Origin of the sequence: Xanthobacter sp. AM11, from assembly GCF_047444035.1 — a bacterium.
Classification (GTDB): Bacteria; Pseudomonadota; Alphaproteobacteria; order Rhizobiales; family Xanthobacteraceae; genus Xanthobacter.
Map to the genome: position 1 here is coordinate 3,422,006 of NZ_JBLAOA010000001.1, position 25,403 is coordinate 3,447,408.

27 protein-coding genes and 1 pseudogene are annotated in these 25,403 nt (G+C 68.1%); 11 read left to right on the top strand and 17 right to left on the bottom strand.

Annotated elements, in window-relative coordinates:
* The first annotated feature begins 7 nt into the window (after nt 1-7).
* The 7 genes from livM (at nt 8) to ACI7BZ_RS15700 (ending at nt 6,629) form a co-directional block, all read left to right on the top strand.
* Complete coding sequence (gene livM, locus ACI7BZ_RS15670) at nt 8-1,486, top strand: high-affinity branched-chain amino acid ABC transporter permease LivM (protein WP_414119182.1); 1,479 nt, start codon at nt 8-10, stop codon at nt 1,484-1,486.
* Nucleotides 1,486-2,424, top strand: a complete 939-nt coding sequence (locus ACI7BZ_RS15675; protein ID WP_414118094.1) for an ABC transporter ATP-binding protein — start codon at nt 1,486-1,488, stop codon at nt 2,422-2,424. Before livM ends, ACI7BZ_RS15675 begins: the two co-directional genes overlap by 1 nt.
* Nucleotides 2,421-3,197 (top strand): ABC transporter ATP-binding protein, encoded by a 777-nt coding sequence (locus ACI7BZ_RS15680; RefSeq protein WP_414118095.1) that lies wholly within the window; start codon nt 2,421-2,423, stop codon nt 3,195-3,197. Before ACI7BZ_RS15675 ends, ACI7BZ_RS15680 begins: the two co-directional genes overlap by 4 nt.
* Before the next feature lies 1 nt (nt 3,198).
* Entirely contained in the window at nt 3,199-3,648 is a 450-nt protein-coding gene (locus tag ACI7BZ_RS15685) for a DUF6867 family protein (protein ID WP_414118096.1), read from the top strand.
* Between the two features lie 144 nt (nt 3,649-3,792).
* The gene (locus ACI7BZ_RS15690) at nt 3,793-4,893 is read left to right on the top strand and encodes a branched-chain amino acid ABC transporter substrate-binding protein (protein ID WP_414118097.1); all 1,101 of its coding nucleotides are present in this window, start codon (nt 3,793-3,795) and stop codon (nt 4,891-4,893) included.
* 145 nt (nt 4,894-5,038) lie between these two features.
* A complete protein-coding gene (locus tag ACI7BZ_RS15695) occupies nt 5,039-6,163 on the top strand; it encodes a branched-chain amino acid ABC transporter substrate-binding protein (RefSeq protein WP_414118098.1) in 1,125 nt (374 codons plus the stop codon).
* A 76-nt stretch (nt 6,164-6,239) separates the two neighbouring features.
* On the top strand, nt 6,240-6,629 hold the full coding sequence (locus tag ACI7BZ_RS15700; RefSeq protein ID WP_414118099.1) for a rhodanese-like domain-containing protein: 390 nt from the start codon (nt 6,240-6,242) through the stop codon (nt 6,627-6,629).
* A gap of 25 nt (nt 6,630-6,654) precedes the next feature.
* On the opposite strand, the gene ACI7BZ_RS15705 is transcribed toward ACI7BZ_RS15700, so the two are convergent.
* From ACI7BZ_RS15705 to ACI7BZ_RS15760, 12 genes are all read right to left on the bottom strand, one after another.
* Nucleotides 6,655-7,116, bottom strand: coding sequence for a type II toxin-antitoxin system RatA family toxin (locus tag ACI7BZ_RS15705; protein ID WP_414118100.1), 462 nt, complete (start codon nt 7,114-7,116; stop codon nt 6,655-6,657).
* Nucleotides 7,117-7,121: 5 nt separating this feature from the next.
* The gene (lipA, locus tag ACI7BZ_RS15710) at nt 7,122-8,075 is read right to left on the bottom strand and encodes a lipoyl synthase (RefSeq protein ID WP_414118101.1); all 954 of its coding nucleotides are present in this window, start codon (nt 8,073-8,075) and stop codon (nt 7,122-7,124) included.
* Between the two features lie 115 nt (nt 8,076-8,190).
* A complete protein-coding gene (locus ACI7BZ_RS15715; protein WP_414118102.1) occupies nt 8,191-8,445 on the bottom strand; it encodes a GlsB/YeaQ/YmgE family stress response membrane protein in 255 nt (84 codons plus the stop codon).
* A gap of 17 nt (nt 8,446-8,462) precedes the next feature.
* Nucleotides 8,463-8,741 (bottom strand): GlsB/YeaQ/YmgE family stress response membrane protein, encoded by a 279-nt coding sequence (locus ACI7BZ_RS15720; RefSeq protein WP_414119183.1) that lies wholly within the window; start codon nt 8,739-8,741, stop codon nt 8,463-8,465.
* Nucleotides 8,742-8,893: 152 nt separating this feature from the next.
* A complete protein-coding gene (gene lpdA, locus ACI7BZ_RS15725; protein WP_414118103.1) occupies nt 8,894-10,309 on the bottom strand; it encodes a dihydrolipoyl dehydrogenase in 1,416 nt (471 codons plus the stop codon).
* The gene (locus ACI7BZ_RS15730; RefSeq protein ID WP_414118104.1) at nt 10,302-10,934 is read right to left on the bottom strand and encodes a nucleoside 2-deoxyribosyltransferase; all 633 of its coding nucleotides are present in this window, start codon (nt 10,932-10,934) and stop codon (nt 10,302-10,304) included. Before ACI7BZ_RS15730 ends, lpdA begins: the two co-directional genes overlap by 8 nt.
* Before the next feature lie 197 nt (nt 10,935-11,131).
* Nucleotides 11,132-11,368: an HP1242/YdcH family protein gene (locus ACI7BZ_RS15735; protein WP_414118105.1), complete on the bottom strand. Its 237-nt coding sequence runs from the start codon at nt 11,366-11,368 to the stop codon at nt 11,132-11,134.
* 125 nt (nt 11,369-11,493) lie between these two features.
* Nucleotides 11,494-12,858, bottom strand: a complete 1,365-nt coding sequence (locus ACI7BZ_RS15740) for a pyruvate dehydrogenase complex dihydrolipoamide acetyltransferase (protein WP_414118106.1) — start codon at nt 12,856-12,858, stop codon at nt 11,494-11,496.
* 12 nt (nt 12,859-12,870) lie between these two features.
* Nucleotides 12,871-14,253, bottom strand: a complete 1,383-nt coding sequence (locus ACI7BZ_RS15745; RefSeq protein WP_414118107.1) for a pyruvate dehydrogenase complex E1 component subunit beta — start codon at nt 14,251-14,253, stop codon at nt 12,871-12,873.
* Nucleotides 14,254-14,258: 5 nt separating this feature from the next.
* The gene (locus tag ACI7BZ_RS15750; protein WP_414118108.1) at nt 14,259-14,615 is read right to left on the bottom strand and encodes a hypothetical protein; all 357 of its coding nucleotides are present in this window, start codon (nt 14,613-14,615) and stop codon (nt 14,259-14,261) included.
* Between the two features lie 10 nt (nt 14,616-14,625).
* Nucleotides 14,626-15,636 (bottom strand): pyruvate dehydrogenase (acetyl-transferring) E1 component subunit alpha, encoded by a 1,011-nt coding sequence (gene pdhA, locus ACI7BZ_RS15755; RefSeq protein ID WP_414118109.1) that lies wholly within the window; start codon nt 15,634-15,636, stop codon nt 14,626-14,628.
* 161 nt (nt 15,637-15,797) lie between these two features.
* Nucleotides 15,798-16,112, bottom strand: a complete 315-nt coding sequence (locus ACI7BZ_RS15760; protein ID WP_414118110.1) for an FtsB family cell division protein — start codon at nt 16,110-16,112, stop codon at nt 15,798-15,800.
* A 142-nt stretch (nt 16,113-16,254) separates the two neighbouring features.
* Between ACI7BZ_RS15760 and recO the strand changes: the two genes are divergently transcribed.
* Nucleotides 16,255-16,989 carry a DNA repair protein RecO gene (gene recO, locus ACI7BZ_RS15765; RefSeq protein ID WP_414118111.1) on the top strand — a complete coding sequence of 245 codons (735 nt, stop codon included), beginning with the start codon at nt 16,255-16,257 and terminating at the stop codon, nt 16,987-16,989.
* Nucleotides 16,990-16,991: 2 nt separating this feature from the next.
* Here recO and ACI7BZ_RS15770 read toward each other — a convergent pair whose 3' ends face one another.
* Complete coding sequence (locus ACI7BZ_RS15770) at nt 16,992-17,159, bottom strand: hypothetical protein (RefSeq protein ID WP_414118112.1); 168 nt, start codon at nt 17,157-17,159, stop codon at nt 16,992-16,994.
* A 361-nt stretch (nt 17,160-17,520) separates the two neighbouring features.
* Here ACI7BZ_RS15770 and parC point away from each other — a divergent pair, with 361 nt between their 5' ends.
* The 3 genes and pseudogenes from parC to ACI7BZ_RS15785 all read left to right on the top strand — a co-directional run bounded on the left by parC (nt 17,521) and on the right by ACI7BZ_RS15785 (nt 21,553).
* Nucleotides 17,521-19,758, top strand: a complete 2,238-nt coding sequence (parC, locus tag ACI7BZ_RS15775) for a DNA topoisomerase IV subunit A (RefSeq protein WP_414118113.1) — start codon at nt 17,521-17,523, stop codon at nt 19,756-19,758.
* 378 nt (nt 19,759-20,136) lie between these two features.
* Nucleotides 20,137-20,319, top strand: a pseudogene (locus ACI7BZ_RS15780) (chloride channel protein); the annotation flags it as partial.
* A 19-nt stretch (nt 20,320-20,338) separates the two neighbouring features.
* A complete protein-coding gene (locus tag ACI7BZ_RS15785; RefSeq protein WP_414118114.1) occupies nt 20,339-21,553 on the top strand; it encodes a chloride channel protein in 1,215 nt (404 codons plus the stop codon).
* Between the two features lie 50 nt (nt 21,554-21,603).
* Here the strand turns inward: ACI7BZ_RS15785 and ACI7BZ_RS15790 are convergent, their stop codons facing one another.
* The 4 genes from ACI7BZ_RS15790 to lepB all read right to left on the bottom strand — a co-directional run bounded on the left by ACI7BZ_RS15790 (nt 21,604) and on the right by lepB (nt 25,391).
* On the bottom strand, nt 21,604-22,179 hold the full coding sequence (locus ACI7BZ_RS15790) for a flavodoxin family protein (protein WP_414118115.1): 576 nt from the start codon (nt 22,177-22,179) through the stop codon (nt 21,604-21,606).
* 103 nt (nt 22,180-22,282) lie between these two features.
* Nucleotides 22,283-23,311: a GTPase Era gene (gene era, locus ACI7BZ_RS15795; protein WP_414119184.1), complete on the bottom strand. Its 1,029-nt coding sequence runs from the start codon at nt 23,309-23,311 to the stop codon at nt 22,283-22,285.
* Nucleotides 23,312-23,931: 620 nt separating this feature from the next.
* Complete coding sequence (rnc, locus tag ACI7BZ_RS15800; RefSeq protein ID WP_414118116.1) at nt 23,932-24,669, bottom strand: ribonuclease III; 738 nt, start codon at nt 24,667-24,669, stop codon at nt 23,932-23,934.
* The gene (lepB, locus tag ACI7BZ_RS15805; protein WP_414118117.1) at nt 24,639-25,391 is read right to left on the bottom strand and encodes a signal peptidase I; all 753 of its coding nucleotides are present in this window, start codon (nt 25,389-25,391) and stop codon (nt 24,639-24,641) included. Before lepB ends, rnc begins: the two co-directional genes overlap by 31 nt.
* Nucleotides 25,392-25,403: the final 12 nt, after the last annotated feature.

Here is a 25,403-nt window from a genome sequence, read left to right on the forward strand (position 1 = left end):
GGCGTCCATGCCTGCGGGGGAAGCGCCGGAAACGGAACGGCCGCGGGCCGGGGCGCCATCCCTGCCGGCGGTGCCGCCGGCGACGCCCTCCGCCCTTGCGGCAGCGCTCAAGGATGCGGTGGGAAGCGGCATCATCACCGGCCTCCTGCTGCTGCCCCTGGTGGGCTTCCGCGCCACCGAATCCGGCAGCGGCCCCCTCGTCCTCACCTACCGCTTCGGCCTCGTGGCCATCTTCGCGGTGCTGGTTGCCGTGCTCCGGCTGTTGCTCCACCTCACGCTCTGGCGGCCGGGCCGCTCCAGGACGCCCTCCGCCGCCGCGGGGCGGATGGCGATGCTGGCCGGGCGGGCGGCGCCGGCGGTGAAGCCCGCCTTCTTCGCCTTCGCCCTCGCCTACCCGTTTCTCACCATCCTCATGGCCGGCGGCCTCTCCCCCAGCCGCTACTGGGTGGACCTCGGCATCTATGTGCTCACCTATGTGATGCTGGGCTGGGGCCTCAACATCGTGGTCGGCCTCGCAGGCCTTTTGGACCTCGGCTACGTGGCCTTCTATGCGGTGGGCGCCTACACCTTCGCCCTGCTCGCCACCAGCATGCCGCTGAACGACTTCTTCGCCGGCCACCTGGGCGCCGATTTCTGGGCCGCCTGGTCGTTCTGGATCTGCCTTCCGCTCTCGGGCATCCTGGCGGCGTTCTGGGGGGTGATTCTCGGCTTTCCGGTGCTGCGGTTGCGCGGCGACTACCTCGCCATCGTCACCCTGGCCTTCGGCGAGATCATCCGCCTCGTGCTCATCAACTGGGTGTCGCTCACCAATGGCGGGGCGGGCATCTCCTCCATTCCCCCCATCACCTTCTTCGGCATGCCCTTCAGCAGCGCGGAAGACGGGTTTGCCGCCACCTTCGGGCTGGAATTCAATTCCATGCACCGGATGATCTTCCTTTACTTCGTCATCCTGGCGCTGGCCGCGCTTACGGCGCTGGTCACCATCCGCCTGCGTCGCATGCCGGTGGGGCGGGCGTGGGAAGCGCTGCGGGAAGACGAGATCGCCTGCCGCTCCCTGGGCATCAACACCACGCTCACCAAGCTCACCGCCTTCGCCACCGGCGCCATGTTCGGCGGCTTTGCCGGGGCCTTCTTCGCGGTGCGGGTGCGGTTCGTCTCGCCGGAGAGCTTCACCTTCATGGAATCGGCGGTCATCCTCGCCATCGTGGTGCTGGGCGGCATGGGATCGCAGATGGGGGTGGCGGCGGCCGCCATCCTGCTCATCGGCGGCATGGAGATGCTGCGCAACCTGTCCTTCCTGAAGGCGAGCTTCCTGTTCGGCCCGGAGTTCGACCCCTCGCTCTACCGCATGCTCATCTTCGGCTTCGCCATGGTGGCGGTGATGGTGTGGCGGCCGCGCGGCCTCGTCTCCAGCCGCATGCCCACCATCTTCCTCAAGGAGCGCAAGGCGGTCTCCGGCGCGCTGGTGAAGGAGGGCCACGGCTGATGGCAGGGGAGATTTCGGACGGGTCCGGGCGCGCCTGGGAGCGCGATCCGATCCTGGTGGCGGATCATCTGTCCATGCGCTTCGGCGGCCTTGTCGCGGTCAATGATGTCTCGTTCTGCGCCGGGCGGGGTGAGGTGACGGCGGTGATCGGCCCCAACGGCGCCGGCAAGACCACGGTGTTCAACTGCATCACCGGCTTCTACAAGCCCACCATGGGCCGCCTCGCCCTGTTCCATGGCGCCGCCGCTGCGCCCGCCGAGCTGGAGCGCGTGACCGCCGCCGGGCTGTCCTGGGGCCGCACGCAGAAGGGCGCGCTCTATCTGCTGGAACGTCTCGCCGACCACAAGGTGGCCTCCTGGGCGCGGGTGGCGCGCACCTTCCAGAACATCCGCCTGTTCTCGGGCATGACGGTGCTGGAAAACCTGCTGGTGGCACAGCACATGTCGCTTTCCGCATCCGGCCTGCTCAATCCGGCGGCCATCCTCAACCTGCCCTCCTGGCGGCGGCAGCAGAAGGCGGCGGTGGACCTCGCCCTCTACTGGCTGCACCAGATCGGCCTGGCCGGCCGGGCCGACGACCCCGCCGGCGACCTGCCCTATGGCGACCAGCGCCGGCTGGAGGTGGCCCGCGCCATGTGCACGCGGCCCGTGCTCCTGTGCCTGGACGAGCCCGCCGCCGGCCTCAACCCCCGCGAATCGGCAGCGCTCAACGAGCTGCTCCTGTCCATCCGGCGCGAGCACCAGACCTCCATCCTGCTCATCGAGCACGACATGTCGGTGGTGATGGAGATTTCCGACCACGTGGTCGTGCTCGAATACGGCTGCAAGATCGCCGACGGCACGCCCGAAGAGGTGCGCAACGACCCGCGGGTCATCGCCTCCTACCTCGGCGTGGAGGAAGACGCGGCGCCCGCCGTGGTGGCGGAGGTGGGAGCATGAGCACCCCGAGCCCGGCCCCGGGGACGGCGGCGCAGCCGGCCGCACGCGCCGCGGACCCGCCGCTGCTGAGCGTCGGCGGCGTCACGGCCTATTACGGCAACATCATTGCGCTGAAGGGCGTGGACGTGGAGGTGCGGGAGGGCGAGATCGTCACCCTCATCGGCGCCAACGGCGCGGGCAAGTCCACCCTCATGATGACCATCTGCGGCGCGCCCCGCGCCCGCGACGGGCGGATCGTGTTCGCCGGCCGCGACATCACCCAGCTGCCCACCCACGAGATCATGCGCCTGCGCATCGCCCAGTCGCCCGAGGGCCGGCGCATCTTTCCGCGCATGACCGTCTACGAGAACCTGCAGATGGGCGCCGCCATCGACGGCAACGCCCATTTCGCCGCGGACCTTGAACGCATGTTCGAGATGTTCCCGCGCCTGCGCGAGCGCATCGACCAGCGCGGCGGCACCCTTTCCGGCGGTGAGCAGCAGATGCTGTCCATCGCCCGCGCTCTCATGAGCCGGCCGCGCCTGCTGCTGCTGGACGAGCCCTCCCTCGGCCTGGCGCCGCTGGTGGTGCGGCAGATCTTCGACGCCATCCGCACCCTGAACGAAACCGAGGGCCTCACCGTCTTCCTGGTGGAGCAGAACGCCTATCACGCGCTCAAGCTGGCCCATCGCGGCTATGTGATGGTGAACGGGCGCGTCACCATGTCGGGAACGGGCGCGGAGCTGCTGGCGCGGTCGGAAGTGCGCGCCGCCTACCTTGAAGGGGGCCGCTGAGATGGCGCCGCTGGCCAATCCCGGGCGTTCCTCCTCGCCCATGCTCATTCTGCCGGTTGCGACGCTGGGCGCCCTCACGCTCCTGTGCACCCTGTGGCCGGACCTGCTCATCGGCGGCTCGCTGGGGGATTTCTTGCTGGTGACCCTGTGCCTCGGCGGCGGCGCCGCGTGGCTGACGGGCAAGGCGGTGGCCGGCGGATGGTCGCCCTATTCCCACCTCGTCCTCTATTGCCTGCCGCTGACGGCGGCGGTGCGCTTCGGCCATTTCGCCCTGTTCGAGGACACGCTGTTCGCGCCGGAGCCGGCGGCGGTGGAGTTCGTGCTCCTGCTGGCCATCGCCACGCTGGGCTTCCGCACCCTGCGCCGGCGGCAGATGACGGTGCAATACGGCTGGATGTACGCCCCCGCCGGCCGGTTCGGCTGGCGCAGGCGCGGCGAGGGGAACGGCTGATGCGCGAGCGTGCGCCGGGTGGCCGCGGCCATCGACAGCATGGGGATTTGCGGCACAATGCGCCGCGCGTTTTTTAAAAGAAGTGCAGGTCTTTCACCGCGGCCGGACGCGAAACCCGGACCGGTCCAGAAGGGGAGAAAGAGGATGAAGAAGCTTTGGATGGCGTCGCTGGCCCTCGGCGCCGGCCTCGTCTTTGCCGCACAGGCCCAGGCGCAGGTGAAGATCGCCGTCGCCGGCCCCATCACCGGCGATCTCGCCGCCGTGGGTGCCCAGCTGAAGAACGGCACCGAGCAGGCCATCGCCGACATCAATGCGGCGGGCGGCATTCTCGGCCAGAAGGTCGAATTCCTGGTAGGGGACGACGGCGGCAAGCCCGAGCAGGGCAAGTCGGCCGCCAACAAGCTGATCACCGATGGCGCCAAGTTCGTGGTGGGCCACTACAATTCGGGCGTGTCCATCCCCACCTCGCAGGACTATGAGGAGGCTGGCGTCCTCCAGATCAGCCCCGCCTCCACCAACCCCACCTTCACCGAACGCAAGATGTGGAACACCTTCCGCACCTGCGGCCGTGACGACCAGCAGGGCGCCGTGGCCGGCGCCTATATCCTGAAGACCTTCAAGGGCAAGAAGGTCGCCATCGTCCACGACAAGACCCCCTATGGCAAAGGTCTCGCCGACGAAACCCAGAAGTCCATCAACAAGGGCGGCATGAAGGAGGTCATGTACGAGGGCATCAACCCGAAGGAGAAGGACTATTCCGCCCTCGTCTCCAAGATCAAGGCGACCGGCGCCGACCTCGTCTATTTCGGCGGCCTGTATCCTGAAGCCGGCCTCATCGTGCGCCAGATGCGCGACCAGGGCATGAAGACCGTGCTGATGGGCGGCGACGGCATGATCGACAAGGAGTTCTGGGCCATCGCCGGCGACGGCGCCACCGGCTCGCTCACCACCTTCGGTCCCGACCCGCGCAAGAACCCGGCGGCGGCCAAGCTGGTGGAGACGTTCAAGGCCAAGGGCATCGACCCGGAAGGCTATGTGCTCTATTCCTATGCCGCGGTGCAGGTGATCAAGCAGGCGGCGGAAGCTGCCAAGTCCCTCGACCCGAAGAAGGTGGCGGAAAAGATCCATTCCGGCATGTCCTTCAACACCGTGCTCGGGCCGCTCTCCTTCGACAAGAAGGGCGACATCACCAAGCTCGACTATGTGGTCTATTCCTGGAAGAATGGAACCTATTCCGAGCTGTGAGGCTCGCCCACGCGACGCGAATGGAAGCCTGCGCCCCGTGCGCAGGCTTTTTCGTTTCATCCGCGCCGCAGGCACGACGCTTGCGTTACGTAAACCGGGCCGTTGCGGGCTCGCGACATCTGACCGCAGTAGAGAGGGGACAGCGATGATCAGGCTCTCGTTCACCGCCTTCGCCATCACCGCCTTCGCCAGCGCGGCGGGCGTGGCTGCCGGCCTTGCCATTCCGACACCCGCTTACGCCGACGTGAAGATCGCCACCGCCGGTCCGTTCACCGGCTCCATCGCCGCCTTCGGCGCGCAGATGAAGCTGGGCACCGAGCAGGCCGTGGCGGACATCAATGCGGCCGGCGGCATCCTTGGCGAGCGGATCGTTCTGGAAACCGCCGACGATGGCGGCAAGCCCGAGCAGGGCAAGGCGGCCGCCAACAAGCTCATCTCCGATGGCTTGAAGTTCGTGGTGGGTCACATCAATTCGGGCATCTCCATTGCCGCCTCGCAGGATTACGAGGAGGCGGGCGTTTTGCAGATCTCCCCCGCATCCACCAATCCCGCCTTCACCGAGCGCAAGCTGTGGAACACCTTCCGCACCTGCGGCCGCGACGACCAGCAGGGACCGGTGGCCGGCGCCTATATCGCCGCCAACTACAAGGACCGGAAGGTGGCCATCGTTCACGACAAGACGCCCTACGGGAAAGGCCTTGCCGACGAGACGCAGAAGGCCATGAACAAGGGCGGCGTCAAGGAAGTGCTCTACGAGGGCATCAACCCCAACGAGAAGGACTATTCGGCGCTGGTTTCCAAGATGAAGGCGGCCGGCGTGGACCTCGTCTATTTCGGCGGCCTCCACCCGGAAGCCGGCCTCATCGTGCGCCAGATGCGCGACCAGGGCATGAAGACCGTGCTGATGGGTGGAGATGCCATCACCGACAAGGAGTTCTGGACCATCGCCGGCCCCGGCGCGCAGGGCACCTTGATGACCTTCGGCCCCGACCCGCGCAAGAATCCGGCGGCCAAGGACATCGTGGAGCGGATGAAGGCGCGCGGCATAGATGCCGAAGGCTATGTGCTCTATTCCTATGCCGCCGTGCAGGTGATCCAGCAGGCGGCGGAAGCCGCCAAATCGCTCGACCCAAAGAAGGTGGCGGCGGTGATGCACTCGGGCATGACCTTCAACACGGTGCTCGGGCCGCTTTCCTTCGACAAGAAGGGCGACATCACCAAGCTCGACTATGTGGTCTATACGTGGAAGGACGGAAACTATAGCGAGTAGCACGAACGGTCGGGGGCGCGGCGGCACCGCACGGCGCGCCGCCCCCTCGCCGGCAACCCCGAAGGAGGAGATGCCCTTGGCCCAGACCATCACCCGCGGCTTCCGGCTATTGCTCGACGAGGCCAATGCCCGCGTCACCACCCTGAGCCCGGACGAGGCCTTGCAGCGGATGTCGCAGGGCGCGCTGCTGGTGGATGTGCGCGACCCGCGCGAGCTGGAGCGCGAGGGGCGCATTGCCGGCGCCTTCCATTGCCCGCGGGGCATGCTGGAATTCTGGATCGACCCGGAAAGCCCCTATTTCAAGCCGGTCTTCGGCGAAGCGCGCACCTTCATCTTCCTGTGCGCCGGCGGCTGGCGCTCGGCGCTTGCTGCCGCCACTGCGCAGGACATGGGGCTAAGGCCGGTGGCCCACGTGGGGGGCGGCTTCAAGCTGTGGAAGGAAGCGGGCGCGCCGGTGGAGGGGTGAGCCCGCCGCTCCCCCGCGGGGGAGCCTACGCCCCGGCCGTCCCGTACACCTGGTCCGCCCGCTTTTCGAAGGCATCGGCGAAGCGGCGGAAGGCGGCGTCGAACATGGCGCCCATGAGCATGCCCAGGGTGCGCGAGCGGAATTCGTAGGAGATGAAGAACTTCACCTCGCACGCCCGCTCGCCCCGCGCGAGGAACTCCCAGCGGTTGTCCAGGCGGCTGAAGGGGCCGTCGAGATATTCCACATGGATGGTGAGGCGCGGCCGGTCGAGCGTGACGCGGGACGTGAAGGTTTCGCGGATGAGTTTGTAGGCCACCGTCATGTCCGCCACCAGCACCTCCACCCCCTCGTCGGAGCGGGTGCGGCGCTTGATGCGCAGGGCCTGGCACAGCGGCACGAATTCCGGGTAGCGCTCCACGTCGGCGACAAGATCGAACATGTCGGCGGCGCTGTGCTGCACGGTCCGGGCGTTGGAGAAGGACGGCACGCGGATCAGCTCCGGCCGAGCCGAGACGCGCGGGCCGCGCGCAGCTTCTCGAAATCCGCCCCGGCATGGTGGGAAGAGCGGGTGAGCGGGCTGGCCGAGACCATGAGGAAGCCCTTGGCATAGGCCACCGTCTCATAGGCCTTGAACTCGTCCGGCGTCACGAAGCGCTCCACCTTGGCATGGCGCCGGGTGGGCTGGAGATATTGGCCGATGGTGATGAAGTCCACGTCTGCCGAGCGCAAATCGTCCATCAATTGCAGCACCTCGGGCCGCTCCTCGCCGAGGCCGACCATGATGCCGGACTTGGTGAAGATGGTGGGGTCCAGCTCCTTCACCTTCTGCAGCAGGCGCAGGGAATGGAAGTAGCGCGCGCCGGGGCGGATGGCGAGGTAGTTGGAGGGCACTGTTTCGAGGTTGTGGTTGAACACGTCCGGCCGCGCCGCCACCACCACCTCCATCGCCCCGTCCTTGCGCAGGAAATCGGGGGTGAGGATCTCGATGGTGGTGGCAGGGCTCGCCGCGCGGATGGCGGCGATGGTGCGGGCGAAGTGCTCCGCACCGCCGTCGGCGAGGTCGTCCCGGTCCACGGAGGTGATGACCACGTGGGAGAGGCCGAGCTTTGCCACCGCGTCCGCCACCTTCTGCGGCTCATCCGCGTCGAGGGCGTCGGGCAGGCCGGTGCGCACGTTGCAGAAGGCGCAGGCCCGGGTGCAGGTGTCGCCCATGATCATGAAGGTGGCGTGCTTCTTCTCCCAGCACTCGCCGATGTTGGGGCAGCCCGCCTCCTCGCACACGGTGTGGAGGCCGTTGGCCCGCACGATGTCGGCGGTCTGCGACCAGCCGGCAGAGCCTGGCGCCTTCACCCTTATCCATTCCGGCTTGCGCAGCACCTCGGTTTGCGGGCGATGCGCCTTTTCCGGGTGGCGCGGGCGGGTGGAGGTGTCGATGACGGTGACCATGGGAGACTTTCTTCACGCACGAAGCAGGCCGCGCCGGCATCACCGGCGCCACCTGCCCCAACATAATGCGCATCAGCGCGGCCCGAAAGCCGCCCCGTGACCTTGGGTGCGCGCCTCAGGCCGGCTTCGTTCCCTTGATGGCGCGCCAGATGGCCAGCAGCAGCACCGCGCCGCAGGTGGAGACCACCACGCGGTCCACGAACCCCTCGCCGATATAGGAGAGGCCCAGCAGGCTGACCACCATGCCGCCCAGAATGCCGCCCAGAATGCCCACGAACAGGTTGGTCCACATGCCGCCGTTCGAGTTCATCACCTTCTCGGCGATGAAACCGGCAAGAATGCCGACCACGATGGAAATGATCAGTCCCATTGTCCCCTCCTCTGCGGTCAGCGCGAGCGCACCGCCCGCCACAGCCACAAAAGCAGGATGGCGCCGACGATGGCCGCGATCAGCGTGCGGAAGAAGCCGAACACCGGAATGTTTGCGAGCGAGGCCAGCTCGCCGCCCACGAAGGCGCCGGCCACGCCGATGAGAAGGTTCGTCAGCAACCCGTGGTTGCTCTCCGTGATCCGCTCCGCCACCCAGCCGGCGATGATGCCGATGATGATCATGGAGAAGAAGCCGACGCCCGGCTGGTTCAGGAACGCATAGGTCTGCTGGTCCATGATGGCCCCCATTGCACGCATCCCACAGAAGGTCTGAGGATGCCGCGGTGTCAACCGGAGCGCGCAACCGCCGCGCCACCTCCCGCGCCGCTGGCCGCGGCACGCATTGGCTGCCTTCTAACCGGTCTTCCGGTGCGGGCGGATGACACCCCTCACACGTGGATCGCCCGGCCGTAAGCGGCCATGACGCTCTCGTGCATCATTTCCGAGAGGGTGGGATGGGGGAAGACCGCGTGGATCAGCTCTTCCTCGGTGGTTTCGAGATTCATGGCCACCACGAAGCCCTGGATCAGCTCGGTCACCTCTGCCCCCACCATGTGGGCGCCCAGCAATTCGCCGGTCTTGGCGTCGAAGATGGTCTTCACGAGGCCATCCGGCTCGCCCAGCGCAATGGCCTTGCCGTTGCCGATGAAGGGGAAGCGGCCCACCTTGATCTGGCGGCCGGCCTCCTTGGCCTTCTTCTCGGTGAGACCCACGGAGGCGATCTGCGGCGTGCAATAGGTGCAGCCAGGAATCTTGGCCTTGTCCATGGGGTGGGTATGCAGGCCCTTGATGGTCTCCACGCAGATCACGCCCTCGTGCTCCGCCTTGTGGGCCAGCATGGGCGGGCCGGCGATGTCGCCGATGGCGTAGAGGCCGGGCACATTGGTGCGGCCGAAACCGTCCGTCACCACGATGCCGCGCTCGATCTTCACCCCCAGCGCCTCAAGGCCCAGGCCCTCCACATTGCCCACCACGCCCACGGCGGAAATCATCCGATCCACGGTGATGTCGTGCTTGGCGCCCTTCTCGTCCTCGATATGGGCGGTGATGGAGTCGGCATGCTTGGTGACGCCCGTCACCTTGGCGCCGGACAGGATCTTCATGCCCTGCTTCTCGAAGCGCTTGCGCGCCACGGCGGCGATCTCCTCGTCCTCCACGGGCAGGATCTGCGGCAGCACCTCCACCACGGTCACGTCCGCGCCCATGGTGCGGTAGAAGGAGGCGAACTCGATGCCGATGGCGCCGGAGCCCATGACCAGCAGCGACTTGGGCATCTTTTCCGGCACCATGGCGTCGAAATAGGTCCAGATCAGCTTCTTGTCCGGCTCAAGGCCCGGCAGCGCGCGCGGGCGGGCGCCGGTGGCGACGATGATGTGCTTGGCGGCGTAGTCACCGCCGCCCTTGGCGTTCTTGGGCGGGTTCTGGGCGGCTTCCACCTTGATCTTGCCGGGGGCGGTCAGCGTCGCCTTGCCCCAGATCACGTCCACCTTGTTCTTGTTGAGCAGGAAGCCGACGCCGGTGGCGAGCTGGGCCGAAACGCCGCGCGAGCGCTTGACCACGGCGGCCGCATCGAAGCCGATCTTCTCGGCGGAGAGGCCGTAGTCCTTGGCGTGCTCCATGTAATGGTAGATCTCGGCGGAGCGCAGCAGCGCCTTGGTGGGAATGCAGCCCCAGTTGAGGCAGATGCCTCCCAGATGGCTCTTTTCCACCACCGCGGTCTTGAAGCCGAGCTGCGCGGCGCGGATGGCGGCCACATAGCCGCCCGGCCCGCCGCCGATGACGATGATGTCGTAGGTATCAGCCATGGAAGGTCTCCTCGCCGCGGGCTTTTCCGGCGGGTGCTGGATGGGAACGGAACGGGGCGGCGAGGCGTCCGGCCTCTCGGGCTTCGGCCAGCGCGGCGAGCGCCGTCTCGAACAAGGTGAGGTCGCGGAAAGGGTCGGTGCCCGCCGCCTCGGCCTGGATCACCGGCAGGCCTTGGGCGATGAGCGCCTCGGCCAGCATGAGATTCTCGAAATGGCCGAAGTCCTCCACATGCAGGCCGTCGGCCATGAAGCTCGCAGGCCCGTCCGCGGCCGGGCCGATGGCGGCGTGGGCGCGATGCTTCAGCTCGCCGGGCAGATTGGAATAGGCAACCACGGGCTTGCCGAGGGCGAAGGCGTAGCCCAGCTCGAAGGCCGTGCCGGGATCGGCGCTGATGCCGCGGAAGGGCGTGAGGTTGGCGAGGAAGGCCTCGGCCTCCTGCATCAGGGCCAGGTTGGCGGCGAAGATGGCGGCGGCCGAAAGCCCGCCGGCGGCGTCCAGAGCGATGTCGCCATCAAGGGGAAACAGGCCGGTAAATCCGTGGCGCGCGCACAGTTCCTTCTTGCGCCGGCCGATCTCGCGCGCGTCGTCGAGAAAAACTTCCGGGCCGGCGAGATAGAGCTTCATGGGGCGGGCCTGATCCTTCCGTTCCGCATTCGCGCCCCCTCCCCCGCTTGCGGGGGAGGGTTGGGGAGGGGGCGAACGGCCGGACCGGAACCTGCGTCGTCGCGAGGCGCCGAGGCCTTCCCCCTCCCGGCCCTCCCCCGCAGGCGGGAGAGGGTTCGGCCTGTGCTGGACGGAAGCATCGCTTCCGCCTCATCCCCTCACTTGGAGAGGATGGCGTAGAGCTCGTCCTTCAGCTTCATGCGCTCGCGGCGCATGGCTTCCATCTCCTCGTCGCCGGTGGGCTCCACGTCGGTCTCCGCGCGGTGCACCTGGCGGTTCACCTCGTGATAGGCCTCGTACAGCTTGGCGAAATGGGCGTCGGACAGCTTCAGCGCCTGGATCTTCTCGGCAAATTCCGGGAAGTCGGCAGCAAGTTCGTGGGGCGTGTGGCTCATTGTTCTTCACCTTTCTGAAGTCGGACGGCACCGGGGCGCCGCTGCCACCGCAGCTACACTGCTCCGCCGCGGCAGGATTTGATCTGCCGCAGCCCGGCGCCGCATCCGGCGGCAGGCCGGCGTCCTCACACCAGCATCGACATGGGCTTTTCAATGAAGCCCTTGAACGCGCTGAGCAGCTCGGCGCCCAGCGCGCCATCCATCACCCGGTGGTCGCAGGTCATGGTGACGGTCATCTGGGTGACCACCTTCACCTCGCCGCCCTTCACCACCGCCCGCTGCTCCGAGGTACCCACCGCGAGAATGGAGGATTGCGGGGCGTTGATGATGGCGGTGAAGTTGCGCATCCCCATCATGCCGAGGTTGGACACGGAGGTGGAGCCGCCGGAATATTCCTCCGGCTTCAGCTTCTTGGTGCGGGCGCGGGCGGCAAGGTCGCGCATCTCGTTGGAGATGGTGGAGAGCGTCTTGCTCTCGGCCTTCTTGACGATGGGCGCATAGAGCCCGCCGTCGATGGCCACCGCCACGCCCACGTCCGAATGCTTCATGCGCAGGATGCGGTCTTCGGCCCACACGGCATTGGCGGCGGGCACCTTCTGCAGCGCCAGCGCCAGCGCCTTGATGATGAAATCGTTGACCGAGACCCGGTAGGAGGGCTTGCCGTCCTTGTCCTTGGAGGCATTGGCGTTGACCTGCTCGCGCAGGGCCATGAGGTCGTCGAGGTCGCAATCCACCGTGAGGAAGAAGGTGGGGGTCACCTGCTCGCTTTCGACGAGCCGGCGGGCGATGGTCTTGCGCATGCCGTCGAGCTGGACTTCCTCGTAGCTGCCGGGCTCGAACAGGGCCTTCACCTGCTCGGCGCCGGGCGCCGTGGCAACCGCAGCCTTGGGCGCGGGGGCCGCAGCCGAGGGTGCGGGAGCCGCGGCCGGGGCGACAGCGGCAGCAGCCGGCTTTGCACCCGGCTGCACGCCTTCGAGGTCGCGTGCCACGATGCGGCCATGGGGGCCGGAGCCGGCCACGGCGCCAAGGTCGATGCCCTTGTCCTTGGCGAGGCGGCGGGCGAGCGGGGAGGCGAACACCCGGCCCGCCTGACCGTTGGCGGCTGGAGCCGGTGCCGCGGGAACAGGCGCCGCGGGAACGGGAGCTGCCGCGGCAGCAGGTGCTGCGGCTGCCGGAGCAGCCGGCGCCGGCGTTTCCGCCTTCGCGCCCCCCTGCCCTGCCCCTGCGGCGGCGGCCGTCACGTCTTCGCCCTCGCCAGCGAGCACGGCGATGAGCTGGTTCACCGGCACATCCTGCGAACCCGCAGGGACCACGATCCTGGCGAGGACGCCATCGTCGATGGCCTCCACTTCCATGGTGGCCTTGTCGGTCTCGATCTCGGCGAGGATGTCACCAGACTTTACGGTGTCGCCTTCCTTCTTGAGCCACTTGGAAAGGTTGCCCTTCTCCATGGTGGGGGAGAGGGCCGGCATCAGGATTTCGATGGGCATCTGTCTCTCTCCTCAGCGGTAGGTCACGGCGTGCACCGCCGCGATCACCTCGGCGACGGACGGCAGGGCCAGCTTTTCGAGATTGGCGGCATACGGCATGGGTACGTCCTTGCCGGTCACGCGCAGCACCGGGGCGTCGAGCCAGTCGAACGCCTTGTCCATGAGCTGGGCGGCGATCTCGGCGCCGATGCCGGACTGGGGCCAGCCCTCCTCGACCGTGACGCAGCGCCCGGTCTTCTTCACCGAGGCGACGATGGCGTCCACGTCCATGGGGCGGATGGTGCGCAGGTCGATCACCTCCGCCTCGATGCCCTGCTTGGCCAGCTCCTCGGCGGCCTTGAGCGCATAGGTCATGCCGATGGAGAAGGAGACGAGCGTCACGTCCTTGCCGGTGCGGGCGATGCGCGCCTTGCCGATGGGCAGCACGTAGTCGTCCAGCTTGGGCACCTCGAAGGTGTGGCCGTAGAGGATCTCGTTTTCCAGGAAGATGATGGGGTTGGGGTCGCGGATGGCGGCCTTCAGCAGGCCCTTGGCGTCGGCGGCGGTATAGGGCGCGATCACCTTCAGGCCGGGGATCTGGCTGTACCAGGCGGTATAGTCCTGGCTGTGCTGGGCGGCGACGCGGGCGGCGGCGCCGTTGGGGCCGCGGAACACGATGGAGCAATGCACCTGCCCGCCGGACATGTAGAGCGTCTTGGCCGCGGAGTTGATGATCTGGTCGATGGCCTGCATGGCGAAGTTGAAGGTCATGAACTCCACGATGGGCTTCAGCCCCGCCATGGCCGCGCCCACGCCCACGCCGGCAAAGCCGTGCTCGGTGATGGGGGTGTCGATGACGCGGCGGGCGCCGAACTCCTGCAACAGGCCCTGGGTGATCTTGTAGGCACCCTGGTATTCAGCCACTTCCTCGCCCATGACGAAGACGTCTCCGTCGCGGCGCATCTCCTCGGCCATGGCATCGCGCAGGGCCTCGCGCACGGTCTGGGTGACGAATTCGGTGCCGGCCGGCACTTCCGGGTCGGGCTGGCTCGCCACCAGCGGCGGCGCGGCAACGGCGGAAGGCGCGGGGCTAGCGGGCGCGGCAGCGACCGCCGGGGACGGCGCGCTTTCAGCCGCCTTCTGGGCCGGAGCGGGAGCGGCGCCGGCATCCTCCCCATCGGCGAGGATGGTGGCGATGGGCGTGTTCACCGCCACATCCTGGCTGCCCTCGGGTACGAGGATGCGGCCGAGGATGCCCTCGTCCACGGCCTCCACCTCCATGGTGGCCTTGTCGGTCTCGATCTCGGCGAGCACGTCGCCGGATTTCACCGCGTCACCCTCCTTCTTCACCCACTTGGTCAGGTTGCCCTTCTCCATGGTGGGGGAAAGGGCCGGCATGAGGACTTCGATGGCCATGGCTGTCAGCTCTTGCTGGGCGACGGCGCGGGCGCGGCCGGCGAGGTGCCGGCCGGGGCCACGGACGTCCGCTGGAAGGTGAGATTGGAATAGGCAGAGATGGCGGCGATCGCGACGGTCAGCGCCACGAAGAAGGCGACGGAGGCCTTGCCGGTGCGCACGGCGTCGGCATCCGCGTCGGCGCCGGTCCGCTGCACCGCGAAGGGCCAGGCGGCCAGAAGCAGATAGCCCGAAAAGCCGCCCCCGCGCCCTGCCGCGCGGTTGGCCGCGAGGGCGCCGACGCCCCCGCGCACCGCCACGCCCCAGGCAAGAACGGCCGCCAGCAGCGCAAGGCCGGCGATGACGAGGAACACCGTCGCCACGGCCGGGCCTCTAGCGCAGCACGTCCGTATAAAGCTCGGACGTATCGGGCTCAGGATCGTGGCTGGCGAAATCCGCCGCCTCGTTGACGATCTCGCGGATTTCCGCGTCGATCTTCTTCAACTCGTCCTCGGTCACCTTGTGGGCGTCGAGGAGACGCACGCGCACCTGCTCGATGGGGTCGTGCTCGGTGCGCATCTTCTGCACCTCCTCCTTGGACCGGTATTTCGCCGGGTCCGACATGGAGTGGCCGCGATAGCGATAGGTCTGCATCTCCAGGATATAGGGGCCATTGCCCTCGCGGGCGAAGGCCAGAGCCCGCTCGCCGGCGGCCTTCACCGCCTGCACATCCATGCCGTCCACCTGCTCGCCGGGGATGTTGAAGGAGGTGCCGCGCTTGGAGAAGTCCTGCTGGGCGGAGGCGCGGGAAACCGCGGTGCCCATGGCGTACTTGTTGTTCTCGATCACGTACACGACCGGCAGCTTCCACAGCTCGGCCATGTTGAAGCTCTCGTAGACCTGGCCCTGGTTGGCCGCGCCGTCGCCGAAATAGGTGACGGAGACGTTGCCGTTCTCCCGGTAGCGGTCGGCGAAGGCAAGGCCAGTGCCCAGCGACACCTGCGCGCCGACGATGCCATGCCCGCCGAAGAACTGCTTCTCGATGCTGAACATGTGCATCGAGCCGCCCTTGCCCTTGGACAGGCCGCCGCGGCGGCCGGTGAGCTCGGCCATGACACCCTTGGCTTCCATGCCGGTGGACAGCATGTGGCCGTGGTCGCGATAGCCGGTGATCACCTGGTCGCCCGGCTTCATGGCCATCTGCATGCCGACCACCACGGCCTCCTGGCCGATGTAGAGGTGGCAGAAGCCGCCGATGAGGCCCATGCCATACATCTGGCCGGCCTTCTCCTCGAAGCGGCGGATCAGCAGCATCTCGCGATAGGCGGTGAGATCCTGGTCTTTGGTGAAGGGGGCGTGAGCAGCCGAGTCGGCGGCGCGTGCGGCAGGTTTCTTGGCGGCCATCGGCATCCTCAGGAAGCTCTGGAACTGCGCCTCTCTAACGCACCTGCCGCGGGCCTCAAAGAGGGAAAATGCAACTGCTGCACTGCAATAGCTTGCAAACACTTGATTTTGAATGATTGAACCGAATATCAGTTCATGCAAGCTGTGAACTGATAGTCAGTTCATTTGCTGCGAAGCAGCACGAGATCCTTGGCATTGATGAAGTTCAGCTGCCGGCGCCCCTCTTCGTCCAGCATGTCCGGGTCGAGCCGGTTGGCCACCAGAAGGGACACCTTGTTCTCGATGGCCAGCCGCTGCGCCTTGAGCGCCGCAAGCTCCGCCTCCAGGGCCTTCATCTCCTGCTCGAAATTGCGCTTGGCGACGAGCCCGTGATCGCCGTTATAGGCGTGATAGGCGAAATAGAAGATGAGCGCCGCCGCTCCCAGGTGAAGCGCGAGCGTGGCGAGGATGGTCTGGAGGCGCGAGCGGCTCTGCATGGGCGCATCCTCCTCGGTTCCGGTTTCCGTCGTCTTAAGACCGGCGGCCCGCAACGCTGCCGGCGCGCCGCAACGGCGCTTGCGCCCGCCCGCCCGGCAGGATCAACCTGCGGCGCACCACGGCAAGAGGGATGATGCAGGCGTGGAATGGACCGATGAAGGCATCGTGCTTGCGGCGCGCCGGCATGGCGAGGGCAACGCGATTGTCGAGCTGCTGACGCGCCGGCGCGGCCGCCATCTCGGCATGGTGCGCGGCGGCGCCTCGCGCCGGCAGGCGCCCGTGCTTCAGCCCGGCAACACGGTGAGCGCCACCTGGCGCGCGCGTCTCGATGAGCACATGGGCAATTACGCCATCGAACCTCTGGTGGTGCGCAGCGCAATTCTCATGCGCACGCCCCACGCCGCCTTCGGCTTCACCCACATGGCCCAGCTGCTCCACATGCTGCCGGAGCGTGACCCGCACGAAGGCCTGTTCGTGACCCTCGGCGCCATCCTGGATGCGTTCGAGGATGCGGACGCGGCGGGCCAGCTGCTGGCGCGCTTCGAGCTCGCCATGCTTTCGGAGCTCGGCTTCGGGCTGGAGCTGGACGCCTGCGCGGCCACCGGCGGGCGCAACGACCTCGTTTATGTCTCGCCCCGCAGCGGGCGGGCGGTCTCCCGCGAGGCCGGCTCGCCCTATGCCGATCGGCTGTTTCCCCTCCCCGCCTTTCTCGTCGGCGGCGCGGCGCCGCCAGATGCCGGCGACGTGGCGGCAGCGTTGCGCCTGACCGGGCATTTCCTGCTCACCCGCGCGCTGGAGCCGCGCGGACTGGGCTTTTCCGAGGCCCGCGCGGCCTTCCTTGCCGCCTGGGAGCGGGAGCGCCCCCCGGCGCGCTGACGTCACCAATAGCGACGCGGCCCCACCCATGCGCTGCGGCAGCGCGTGGTCCAGCGCCAGCGGCCGGCCCACCACACCCGCTGGCGCCAGCAGCGGCGCACCCAGCGGACATCCTCGGCGGCGGCCTGCTGCGTCATGCCGCCGGCAAGCGCCGCCACATCCCCGCTCAAGGACCCCGCCGACGCGCTGGGAGCACCCGCCAGAAGTCCAAGGGCAATGATACCGCCCGCGGCCAAAGCAATTTTCCTCATATGGTTCTCCTGTCGCCTTTTCGGCTGCGCTTCCCCGCATGCGGAATCTAGAACGAGGCTGAGGCCCCACTTTGTTCCCGAAGTATTTGTCTTGGCCTTATTTTTCTTCAGCACGGGTGTCCGGCTACAGTACCGATGAACCGGCGTTCAGGTGGATGAACATCCGGGCACGGCCGGTTCATGCATACGGCGAAAGCCGGGCCCCCGCGTGGCGCGCCTGGACCGGGCGCCGCGCCAACAAGCGCCTTGTCGCGCGCGCGGGCGCGGGCTACTGGCAGGCATGGCCACCCGCACGCTTCCGCCCGGTGACGGGCATATCGAAAAAGTCACGCTGAAGGCGGCGCTGGAAGAGCGCTACCTCGCCTATGCCCTCTCCACCATCATGCACCGCGCCCTGCCGGACGCGCGCGACGGGCTGAAACCGGTGCACCGGCGCATCCTGCACGCCATGCGCCAGCTCAAGCTCGATCCGGGCCAGGGCTTCAAGAAATCCGCCCGCGTGGTGGGCGACGTGATCGGCAAGTTCCACCCGCACGGCGACCAGTCGGTCTATGACGCGCTGGTGCGCCTCGCCCAGAATTTCGCCCAGCGCTACCCGCTGGTGGACGGCCAGGGCAATTTCGGCAATGTGGACGGCGATAACGCCGCCGCCATGCGGTACACCGAGGCCCGCCTGACCGAGACCGCCCGCCTGCTGCTGGACGGCATCGACGAGGACGCGGTGGACTTCCGTCCCACCTACGACGGCTCGGAGGAAGAGCCCGTCGTCCTGCCCGCGGCCTTCCCCAACCTGCTCGCCAACGGCTCCCAGGGCATCGCGGTGGGCATGGCGACCTCCATCCCGCCCCACAATGCCGCCGAGCTGCTGGATGCGGCGCTGTATCTGGTGGAGCACCCCAACGCCCTCGCCTTCGACCTTCTGAAGTTCGTGCCCGGGCCGGACTTCCCCACCGGCGGCGTGCTGGTGGAGGACCCCGTGGGCGTGGCCGAGGCCTATGCCACCGGGCGCGGCTCGTTCCGCGTGCGGGCGCGCTGGGAGAAGGAGGAGACGGGGCGCGGCACCTATGTGGTGGTGGTCACCGAGATTCCCTACGGCGTGGCAAAATCCCGCCTGGTGGAGAAGATCGCCGAGCTGCTCACCGACAAGAAGCTGCCGCTGCTCGCCGACGTGCGCGACGAAAGCGCCGAGGACATCCGCCTGGTGCTGGAGCCGCGCGCCCGCACGGTGGATGCCGAGGTGCTCATGGAGAGCCTGTTCAAGCTCACCGAGCTGGAAGCGCGCGTGCCGCTGAACATGAACGTGCTGGTGCGCGGGCAGGTGCCCAAGGTGCTCTCGCTGGCCGAGGCGCTGCGCGAGTGGCTCGACCACCGGCGCGAGGTGCTGCTGCGCCGCTCGCGCCACCGGCTGGACCAGATCGCCCACCGCATCGAGGTTCTGGGCGGCTATCTCGTCGCCTATCTCAACCTCGACGAGGTGATCCGCATTATCCGCGAGGAGGACGAGCCCAAACAGGAGCTGATGCGCACCTTCGAGCTCTCCGACGTGCAGGCGGAAGCCATCCTCAACATGCGCCTTCGCTCCTTGCGGCGCCTGGAGGAGATGGAGATCCGCAAGGAGCACGACGCGCTGGTGAAGGAGCAGGACGGCCTGAACAAGCTGGTGGCCTCCGAGGCCGCGCAGTGGAAGTCCATTGCCCGCGAGATCAGGGAAACCCGCAAGACCTACGGCCCCGAGACCGCCCTCGGCCGGCGCCGCACCACCTTTGCCGCCGCTCCCACGGTGCACGAGGATGCCTTCACCGAGGCGCTGGTGGAGCGCGAGCCCATCACCGTCGTCGTCTCGGCCAAGGGCTGGATCCGTGCGCTGAAGGGCCACGTGCAGGACCTCTCCAACCTCCAGTTCAAGGGCGACGACAGCCACGGCCACGCCTTCTTCGCCGAGACCACCTCGAAGGTGATGGTGGTCGCCTCCAACGGCCGCTTCTACACGCTGGACGCCGCCAAGCTGCCGGGCGGACGCGGCCATGGCGAGCCGGTGCGCCTCATGATCGACCTGGAGCAGGAGGCGGAGATCGTCAGCGTCTTCGCCTACCAGGCCGGGCGCAAGCTGCTGGTGGCCTCCCGGGAAGGCCGCGGCTTCGTGGTGGCGGAGGACGATTGCCTCGCCAACACCCGCAAGGGCAAGCAGGTGCTGGTCACCGATCCGCCCGATGCGGCGCTGGCCGTGCGCTTCGTGGAGGGCGACACCGTTGCGGTGATCGGCGACAACCGCAAGCTCCTGGTGTTCCCCCTCACCCAGATCCCGGAAATGGCCCGCGGCCGTGGCGTGCGGCTGCAGCGCTATCGCGAGGGTGGCCTTTCCGACCTGAAGGTGTTCCCGCTGGCATCGGGCCTGACCTGGGAGGATACGTCCGGCCGCACCTGGACGGTGAACGACCTGATGGAATGGCAGGGGGAACGTGCATCCGCCGGGCGCCTGCCGCCCAAGGGCTTTCCGCGCACCAACACCTTCGGCTGAGCCATGACCGCGCCGCCCGCCGACCCCGCCCCGCCGTTGACGCGCGAGCGCCTTGGGCCTGGGCGGCTGCAGCGCGCGGCGCAGGCGGTGGTGCGCTCGCGGGAGAGCGCCCTCGTCCTGGTGGCCGCGGTGCTCGGCGTGCTGGTGGGGGCGGCGGCCAGCCTCATGGGCATGGCCACCCAATGGATGCACGAGGTGCTGTTCGGCCTGGCATCGGGCGAGCGGCTCAGCGCCTCGGCCGCGCTGCTCTCGCCCTGGCTGGTGCTGGTGCCAGCGGCCGGCGGCGCGGTGATGGGGCTTGGGATGCTGGCCCTGCGGCGCTGGCGGGCGCGCGCCTTTGTCGATCCCATCGAGGCCAACGCCCTGCATGGCGGACGGATGTCGCTGGTGGACAGCATCATCGTGGCCGTCCAGACCATGATTTCCAACGGCTTCGGCGCGTCGCTGGGGCTGGAGGCGGGCTATTCGCAGATCGGAGCCGGCATCCTCGCCAGCGGCGGCGCCGCCCTGCGGGTGCGGCGCAACGACCTGCGCATCCTGGTGGGGGCCGGCGCAGCCGCCGGCATCGGCGCCGCCTTCGATGCGCCGCTGGCCGGCGCCTTCTACGGCTTCGAGCTGCATCATCGGCACCTATTCCATCCCCGCCGCGGCGCCGGTGCTGGCGGCCACCCTCGCCGCCGTGATGACCGCGCGGGCCCTGGGCGCGCATATCGACCCGCTGGCCATGGCCACCGACACCAGCTTCGCCCTTGCGGACGTGCCGCCGGTGCTCCTGCTGGGGCTGGTGGCGGCAGGGGTCGCCATCGTCATCATGCGCCTTGTCACCGGGGTGGAGCGGCTGTTTGCCCGAAGCGCCCTGCCGGCGCCGCTGCAGCCGGTGGTGGCGGGCCTTGCCGTCGGGGTGCTGGCGCTCTACAGCCCGCAGGTGCTGTCCGACGGGCACGGCGCGCTGCACCGGCAGGTGGAGAGCGCGGTCACCCTTTCGGTGGCGGTGGTGTTCGCGTTGAAGATCCTTGCGTCGGCTCTGTCGGTGGGCTCCGGCTTCCGCGGCGGCCTGTTCTTCGCCTCCCTGTTCCTCGGCGCCTTGCTGGGCAAGCTCTATGCGGCCGGCCTTGCCTTCCTCCTGCCTGATGCGACCCTCGACCCGGTGGTGGCGGCGGTGGTGGGCATGGGAGCGCTGGCGGTGGGGGTGATCGGCGGGCCGCTCACCATGAGCTTCCTGGTGCTGGAGATGACGCGCGACATCGCCCTGACCGGGCTGGTCATCGCCTGCGCCGTCATCACCTCCCTTACGGTACGGGAAACATTCGGCTTTTCCTTCTCCACCTGGCGCCTGCACCTGCGCGGAGAAACCATCCGCAGCGCGCAGGACGTGGGGTGGATGCGCGATCTCACCGTCGCCGCCATGATGCGCACTGATCCGCCCGCCTTCCCGGCCGGCGGCTCCATCGGCGGTCTGCGGGCGGCCTTTCCCCTCGGGGCGGCGCGGGTGGTGGCGCTGGTGGACGAGGCGGGTCGCTATGCCGGGCTGGTGCGGGTGTCGCTGGCCCATGCGGCGGAGGACCCGGCGGCGCCGGCCTCCACCCTGGCCCGGCAGCAGGACGACATGCTGCTGCCAGAGACCAACGTGAAGGAAGCAGCCCGGGCCTTCGATGCCGCCCGGGTGGAGGAGCTGGCGGTGGTGGCCGATCGCGCCGGGCGGCGGCTGGTGGGGCTGCTCAGCGAGGCCCATGTGTTGCGGCGCTATGCCGAGGAACTGGACAAGGCCCGGCGCGGCCTGGGAGCCGTGGAATAGGCCCCCTCCGCTCCGGGAGAGGGCCGAATTTCCTTTTCAGACGAGGGGCTTCAGGCGCCCTTCCCCCAGCGGACGGCGGCTTCCGCCACGCGCCGGCCGAGATGGGCGGCGGTGCGGCGGTCGGCCTGCGGAACCATGTCCGGGCCCTCGTCCACATTGGACTGGGCGAAGGCGCCGCCGAAGCCGCCGAGGCGGTTGAGGTCTTCCACCGAGCCCTTGGAATTGTTGTTGCCGGGATGCAGGCCAAGCCCAACCCACACCATGGCGTGCTGCTGGGAGAGGTTGAACAGTGCGTGCAGGCCCTGGAGCTTGTCGCCGTTCTGGCTGCCGGAGTTCACGAACCCCGCCGCCAACTTGTCCTTCCACTTCAACTCGAACCAGCGCTTGGAGGACTTTTCCGCAAAGGCCCAGAAGCCGGCGGAAACCGAGCCCATGTAAATGGGCGCGCCGAAGATGATGGCGGCCGCGCCGTCCAGCACCTCCCACTTTTCGTCCACCTCATCCACCGAGATGGCGACACCTTCAACGGCTTCCACTTCGCCAATGCCGGCGAGGACGGATTCGGCCAGTACCTTGGTATGACCGTACCCTGAATGATAAACGATGGCGACGACGGGCTTGGACATCTGAAGTCTCCCCATTGGGTTCGCCGTCGTTTTTGCCTTGCACCGACGCAGAACACCAGGCGAAAGCCCGCAAAGCGTTCTTGCATAAATGCAAGGAGGCGCGTCAGCCCCCCTTGGGGAATTCCAGCCCCATTTCGCGGTAGCGCTCCGGGTCGTCGGCCCAGCTCTCGCGCACCTTCACGAACAGGAACAGGTGCACCGGCTGTTCGATGATCTGCGAGATTTCCGCGCGGGATTCCGAGGAGATGGCCTTGATGGTCTGTCCCGCCTTGCCGAGCACGATCTTGCGCTGGCTCTCGCGCTCCACATAGATGGTCTGCTCGATGCGCACGGAACCGTTGCGCAGCTCCTTCCAGCTCTCGGTTTCCACGGTGGAGCGGTAGGGCAGTTCATCGTGCAGGCGCACGAACATCTTCTCGCGGGTGATCTCCGCCGCCAGCATGCGCATGGGCGCGTCGGAAACCTGGTCCTCCGGGTAGAGCCAGGGGCTCGGGGGCACCATGGCGGCGAACCAGCGCCGCACGTCGTCCACCCCGTCGCCGGTGAGGGCGGAGACCATGAACACCCGGTCGAACGCGAGGCGCTCGTTGATCTGGGCCGAGAGAGCCAGCAGCGTGTCGCGGCGGATGAGGTCGATCTTGTTGAGGATGAGGGCGCGCGGCTTGCGGATGTCCTTGAGCGGACCCAGCAGCGCCTCGATCTCCTCGTCCATGCCCCTTTTGGCGTCCACCAGCAGGGCGATGACATCCGCATCGGCGGCATGGGTCCAGGCGCTGGTCACCATGGCCCGTTCCAGCCGCCGCTTGGGGGCGAAGATGCCGGGGGTGTCCACCAGCACCACCTGGGCGCGGCCCTCCAGCGCGATGCCGCGCACGATGGCCCGGGTGGTCTGCACCTTGTGGGAGACGATGGACACCTTGGTTCCCACCAAGGCGTTGGTGAGCGTGGACTTGCCGGCATTGGGCGCGCCCAGCAGGGCCACGAAGCCGCAGCGGGTGGGACCGCCGGGCGGGGCGCCGGGGGCGTCCGCTTCGCCCTCCCCGTCCTCGTCCTCTTCGTCCTCTTCGTCCGCCTCGTCGCCCTCGCCGTCGTCGTCGTCTTCCCCGTCGTCGTCTTCGGCCTCGTCGTCCACCGGGTCGCCATCGGCCGCAAACAGGGGACTCTCGCCGGGCGCCTCTGCGGCTGCTTCCGCCTGCAGCTCCGGGGCCGCCTCGCCCTCCACCTCGCCCTCCACCTCGATGGCGGACGCCGCGACCGCCGCGATCACCGCCGCATCCGGCACATGGGGGGCGGGCGCCACGGCATAGGTGGCGGGCTCGGCCGCGCCATCGGTCGCGTCGCCCGCCTTCTCGCCCGTCTTCTTGCCCGCCTTCTTGCCGGCAGTCTTGCCGACCTTCTCGCTGCCGGACGCCTTGGCGGATTTCTTCCCCGCCTTCCCGCCGGCCGTTTCATCCGCGGCCTTGCCGGCCTTGGACTTGTCAGCCTTGCCCACCTTGCCCCCCGCGGCAGGCGCCGTCATGGCCGCGCCCGCAGCGCCATCGGCCTTGGCAGCGGCCTTGCCGCCCGCCTTCTTGCCCGCCTTCTTGCCCGCCTTCTTGCCGTCGGCCCCGGCCTCACCGGTCGCGGCGACCGGCATCGCGGAAGCCGCCGCCTTGGCGGCCTTGGCGGAACCGGCCGTCTTGCCGGCCTTGCGCTCGTCCACCGTGTCCAGCGCCTTGTCCGCTTTCCTGCTGCTCTTCTTGCCGGATTCGCTCACGCCTCGCCCTCCCGCCACACGCCCTCGCGGACGAGGAAGGCAGCGGCTGCCGCCTTCTGTGCACTCTGCTTGGATGCGCCATCCGCCTCGGCCGATTTCAGCCCCGGCAGGTCCACCGCCACAGTGAAGCGGGGCGCATGGTCGGGACCCGAGCGCCGCACCTCCCGGTAGGAGGGGGGCGGCAGCCCGCGGGCCTGCGCCCATTCCTGCAGCACCGTCTTGGCGTCGCGCAGCGGCCGGCGCGGCGCTTCCAGCCGCGGGCGCCAGAAGCGTTCCACCAAGGCGTTGGCCGCTTCATAGCCGCCATCCAGGAACACCGCGGCCACCACGCCCTCGGCCACATCGGCCAGGATCGCCCGCCTCTTGTGCGCGCCGGACTGGCTCTCCCCCGGCCCCAGCCGGATGAAGGGCCCCAGATTCATGTCTTCCGCCACCTCGGCGCAGGCCTCCTCGCGCACCAGTTCGGCCAGCCGGCGCGAAAGCTCGCCCTCCTCCCCCTCGGGAAAGGCCATGTAAAGCATGTGCGACACCACGCAGCCGAGCACATGGTCGCCAAGGAATTCCATGCGCTGGTAGGAGCGCAGCCGCGGGGCCTCGCCCTTCACGGCGCTGATATGGGACAAGGCGAGGTCGAGGATGGACCGGTCGCGGAAGCGGTAGCCGATCCGCTCCTCGAGATGCGCGAGGTCCGCGCCCGAGCCGTTCAATGTACCCGTGTGAACAGCCGATCCCATCGCACCGTCCAAGGCCACGTCCAAACCTGCCATGCAGAAGCGCCCTCGTCGATCGAGAAGAAGATCACCTGCGCCTTGCCGATGAGATTCTCGAACGGCACGTAGCCCACCTGGCTCAGAACCCGGCTGTCTGCCGAATTGTCGCGGTTATCGCCCATCATGAAGAAATGACCGGCCGGCACATCATACACCGGCGTATTGTCGTAGAAGCCGTTATCCGCCAGATCCAGGGTTTCGAAGCTGACGCCGTTGGGCAAGGTCTCGCGCCAGCGCTTCACCGGCACCTTGCGGCCCGCCCCGTCGTCCTCGGTCACGTCCGGCAGGCGCTCGCGCGTCACCGGCACGCCGTTGATGTGCAGCAGCCCGCCGATCATCTGGATCTTGTCGCCGGGCATGCCGACGATGCGCTTGATGTAGTCCGTCTCGTTGTCCTTCGGCAGCTTGAACACCACCACGTCGCCGCGGTCCGGCTCGGCGCCCAGGATGCGGCCGGAGAACAGGTTGGGCGAGAAGGGAATCGAGAAGCGGGAATAGCCGTAGCTGTATTTCGAGACGAACAGATAATCCCCGATCAGCAGCGTGTCCTTCATGGAGCCCGAGGGGATGTTGAAGGGCTGGAACAGCAGCGTGCGGATCACCAGCGCGATCAGCAGCGCATGGACGATCACCCGCACGGTTTCAAGAAAGCCGCCGTCCTTCTTCGAGTCGCTGGTTGCGGTCATCGGGAGCCTAAA

Coding starts and splice junctions, on each gene's coding strand:
- livM (WP_414119182.1), top strand. CDS start 8: ATGCCTGCGGGGGAAGCGCCGGAAACGGAACGGCCGCGGGCCGGGGCG.
- ACI7BZ_RS15675 (WP_414118094.1), top strand. CDS start 1,486: ATGGCAGGGGAGATTTCGGACGGGTCCGGGCGCGCCTGGGAGCGCGAT.
- ACI7BZ_RS15680 (WP_414118095.1), top strand. CDS start 2,421: ATGAGCACCCCGAGCCCGGCCCCGGGGACGGCGGCGCAGCCGGCCGCA.
- ACI7BZ_RS15685 (WP_414118096.1), top strand. CDS start 3,199: ATGGCGCCGCTGGCCAATCCCGGGCGTTCCTCCTCGCCCATGCTCATT.
- ACI7BZ_RS15690 (WP_414118097.1), top strand. CDS start 3,793: ATGAAGAAGCTTTGGATGGCGTCGCTGGCCCTCGGCGCCGGCCTCGTC.
- ACI7BZ_RS15695 (WP_414118098.1), top strand. CDS start 5,039: ATGATCAGGCTCTCGTTCACCGCCTTCGCCATCACCGCCTTCGCCAGC.
- lipA (WP_414118101.1), bottom strand. CDS start 8,075: ATGGTCACCGTCATCGACACCTCCACCCGCCCGCGCCACCCGGAAAAG.
- ACI7BZ_RS15715 (WP_414118102.1), bottom strand. CDS start 8,445: ATGGGACTGATCATTTCCATCGTGGTCGGCATTCTTGCCGGTTTCATC.
- ACI7BZ_RS15720 (WP_414119183.1), bottom strand. CDS start 8,741: ATGGACCAGCAGACCTATGCGTTCCTGAACCAGCCGGGCGTCGGCTTC.
- lpdA (WP_414118103.1), bottom strand. CDS start 10,309: ATGGCTGATACCTACGACATCATCGTCATCGGCGGCGGGCCGGGCGGC.
- ACI7BZ_RS15730 (WP_414118104.1), bottom strand. CDS start 10,934: ATGAAGCTCTATCTCGCCGGCCCGGAAGTTTTTCTCGACGACGCGCGC.
- ACI7BZ_RS15735 (WP_414118105.1), bottom strand. CDS start 11,368: ATGAGCCACACGCCCCACGAACTTGCTGCCGACTTCCCGGAATTTGCC.
- ACI7BZ_RS15740 (WP_414118106.1), bottom strand. CDS start 12,858: ATGCCCATCGAAATCCTGATGCCGGCCCTCTCCCCCACCATGGAGAAG.
- ACI7BZ_RS15745 (WP_414118107.1), bottom strand. CDS start 14,253: ATGGCCATCGAAGTCCTCATGCCGGCCCTTTCCCCCACCATGGAGAAG.
- pdhA (WP_414118109.1), bottom strand. CDS start 15,636: ATGGCCGCCAAGAAACCTGCCGCACGCGCCGCCGACTCGGCTGCTCAC.
- ACI7BZ_RS15760 (WP_414118110.1), bottom strand. CDS start 16,112: ATGCAGAGCCGCTCGCGCCTCCAGACCATCCTCGCCACGCTCGCGCTT.
- parC (WP_414118113.1), top strand. CDS start 17,521: ATGGCCACCCGCACGCTTCCGCCCGGTGACGGGCATATCGAAAAAGTC.
- ACI7BZ_RS15785 (WP_414118114.1), top strand. CDS start 20,339: ATGCGCCGCTGGCCGGCGCCTTCTACGGCTTCGAGCTGCATCATCGGC.
- ACI7BZ_RS15790 (WP_414118115.1), bottom strand. CDS start 22,179: ATGTCCAAGCCCGTCGTCGCCATCGTTTATCATTCAGGGTACGGTCAT.
- rnc (WP_414118116.1), bottom strand. CDS start 24,669: ATGGGATCGGCTGTTCACACGGGTACATTGAACGGCTCGGGCGCGGAC.
- lepB (WP_414118117.1), bottom strand. CDS start 25,391: ATGACCGCAACCAGCGACTCGAAGAAGGACGGCGGCTTTCTTGAAACC.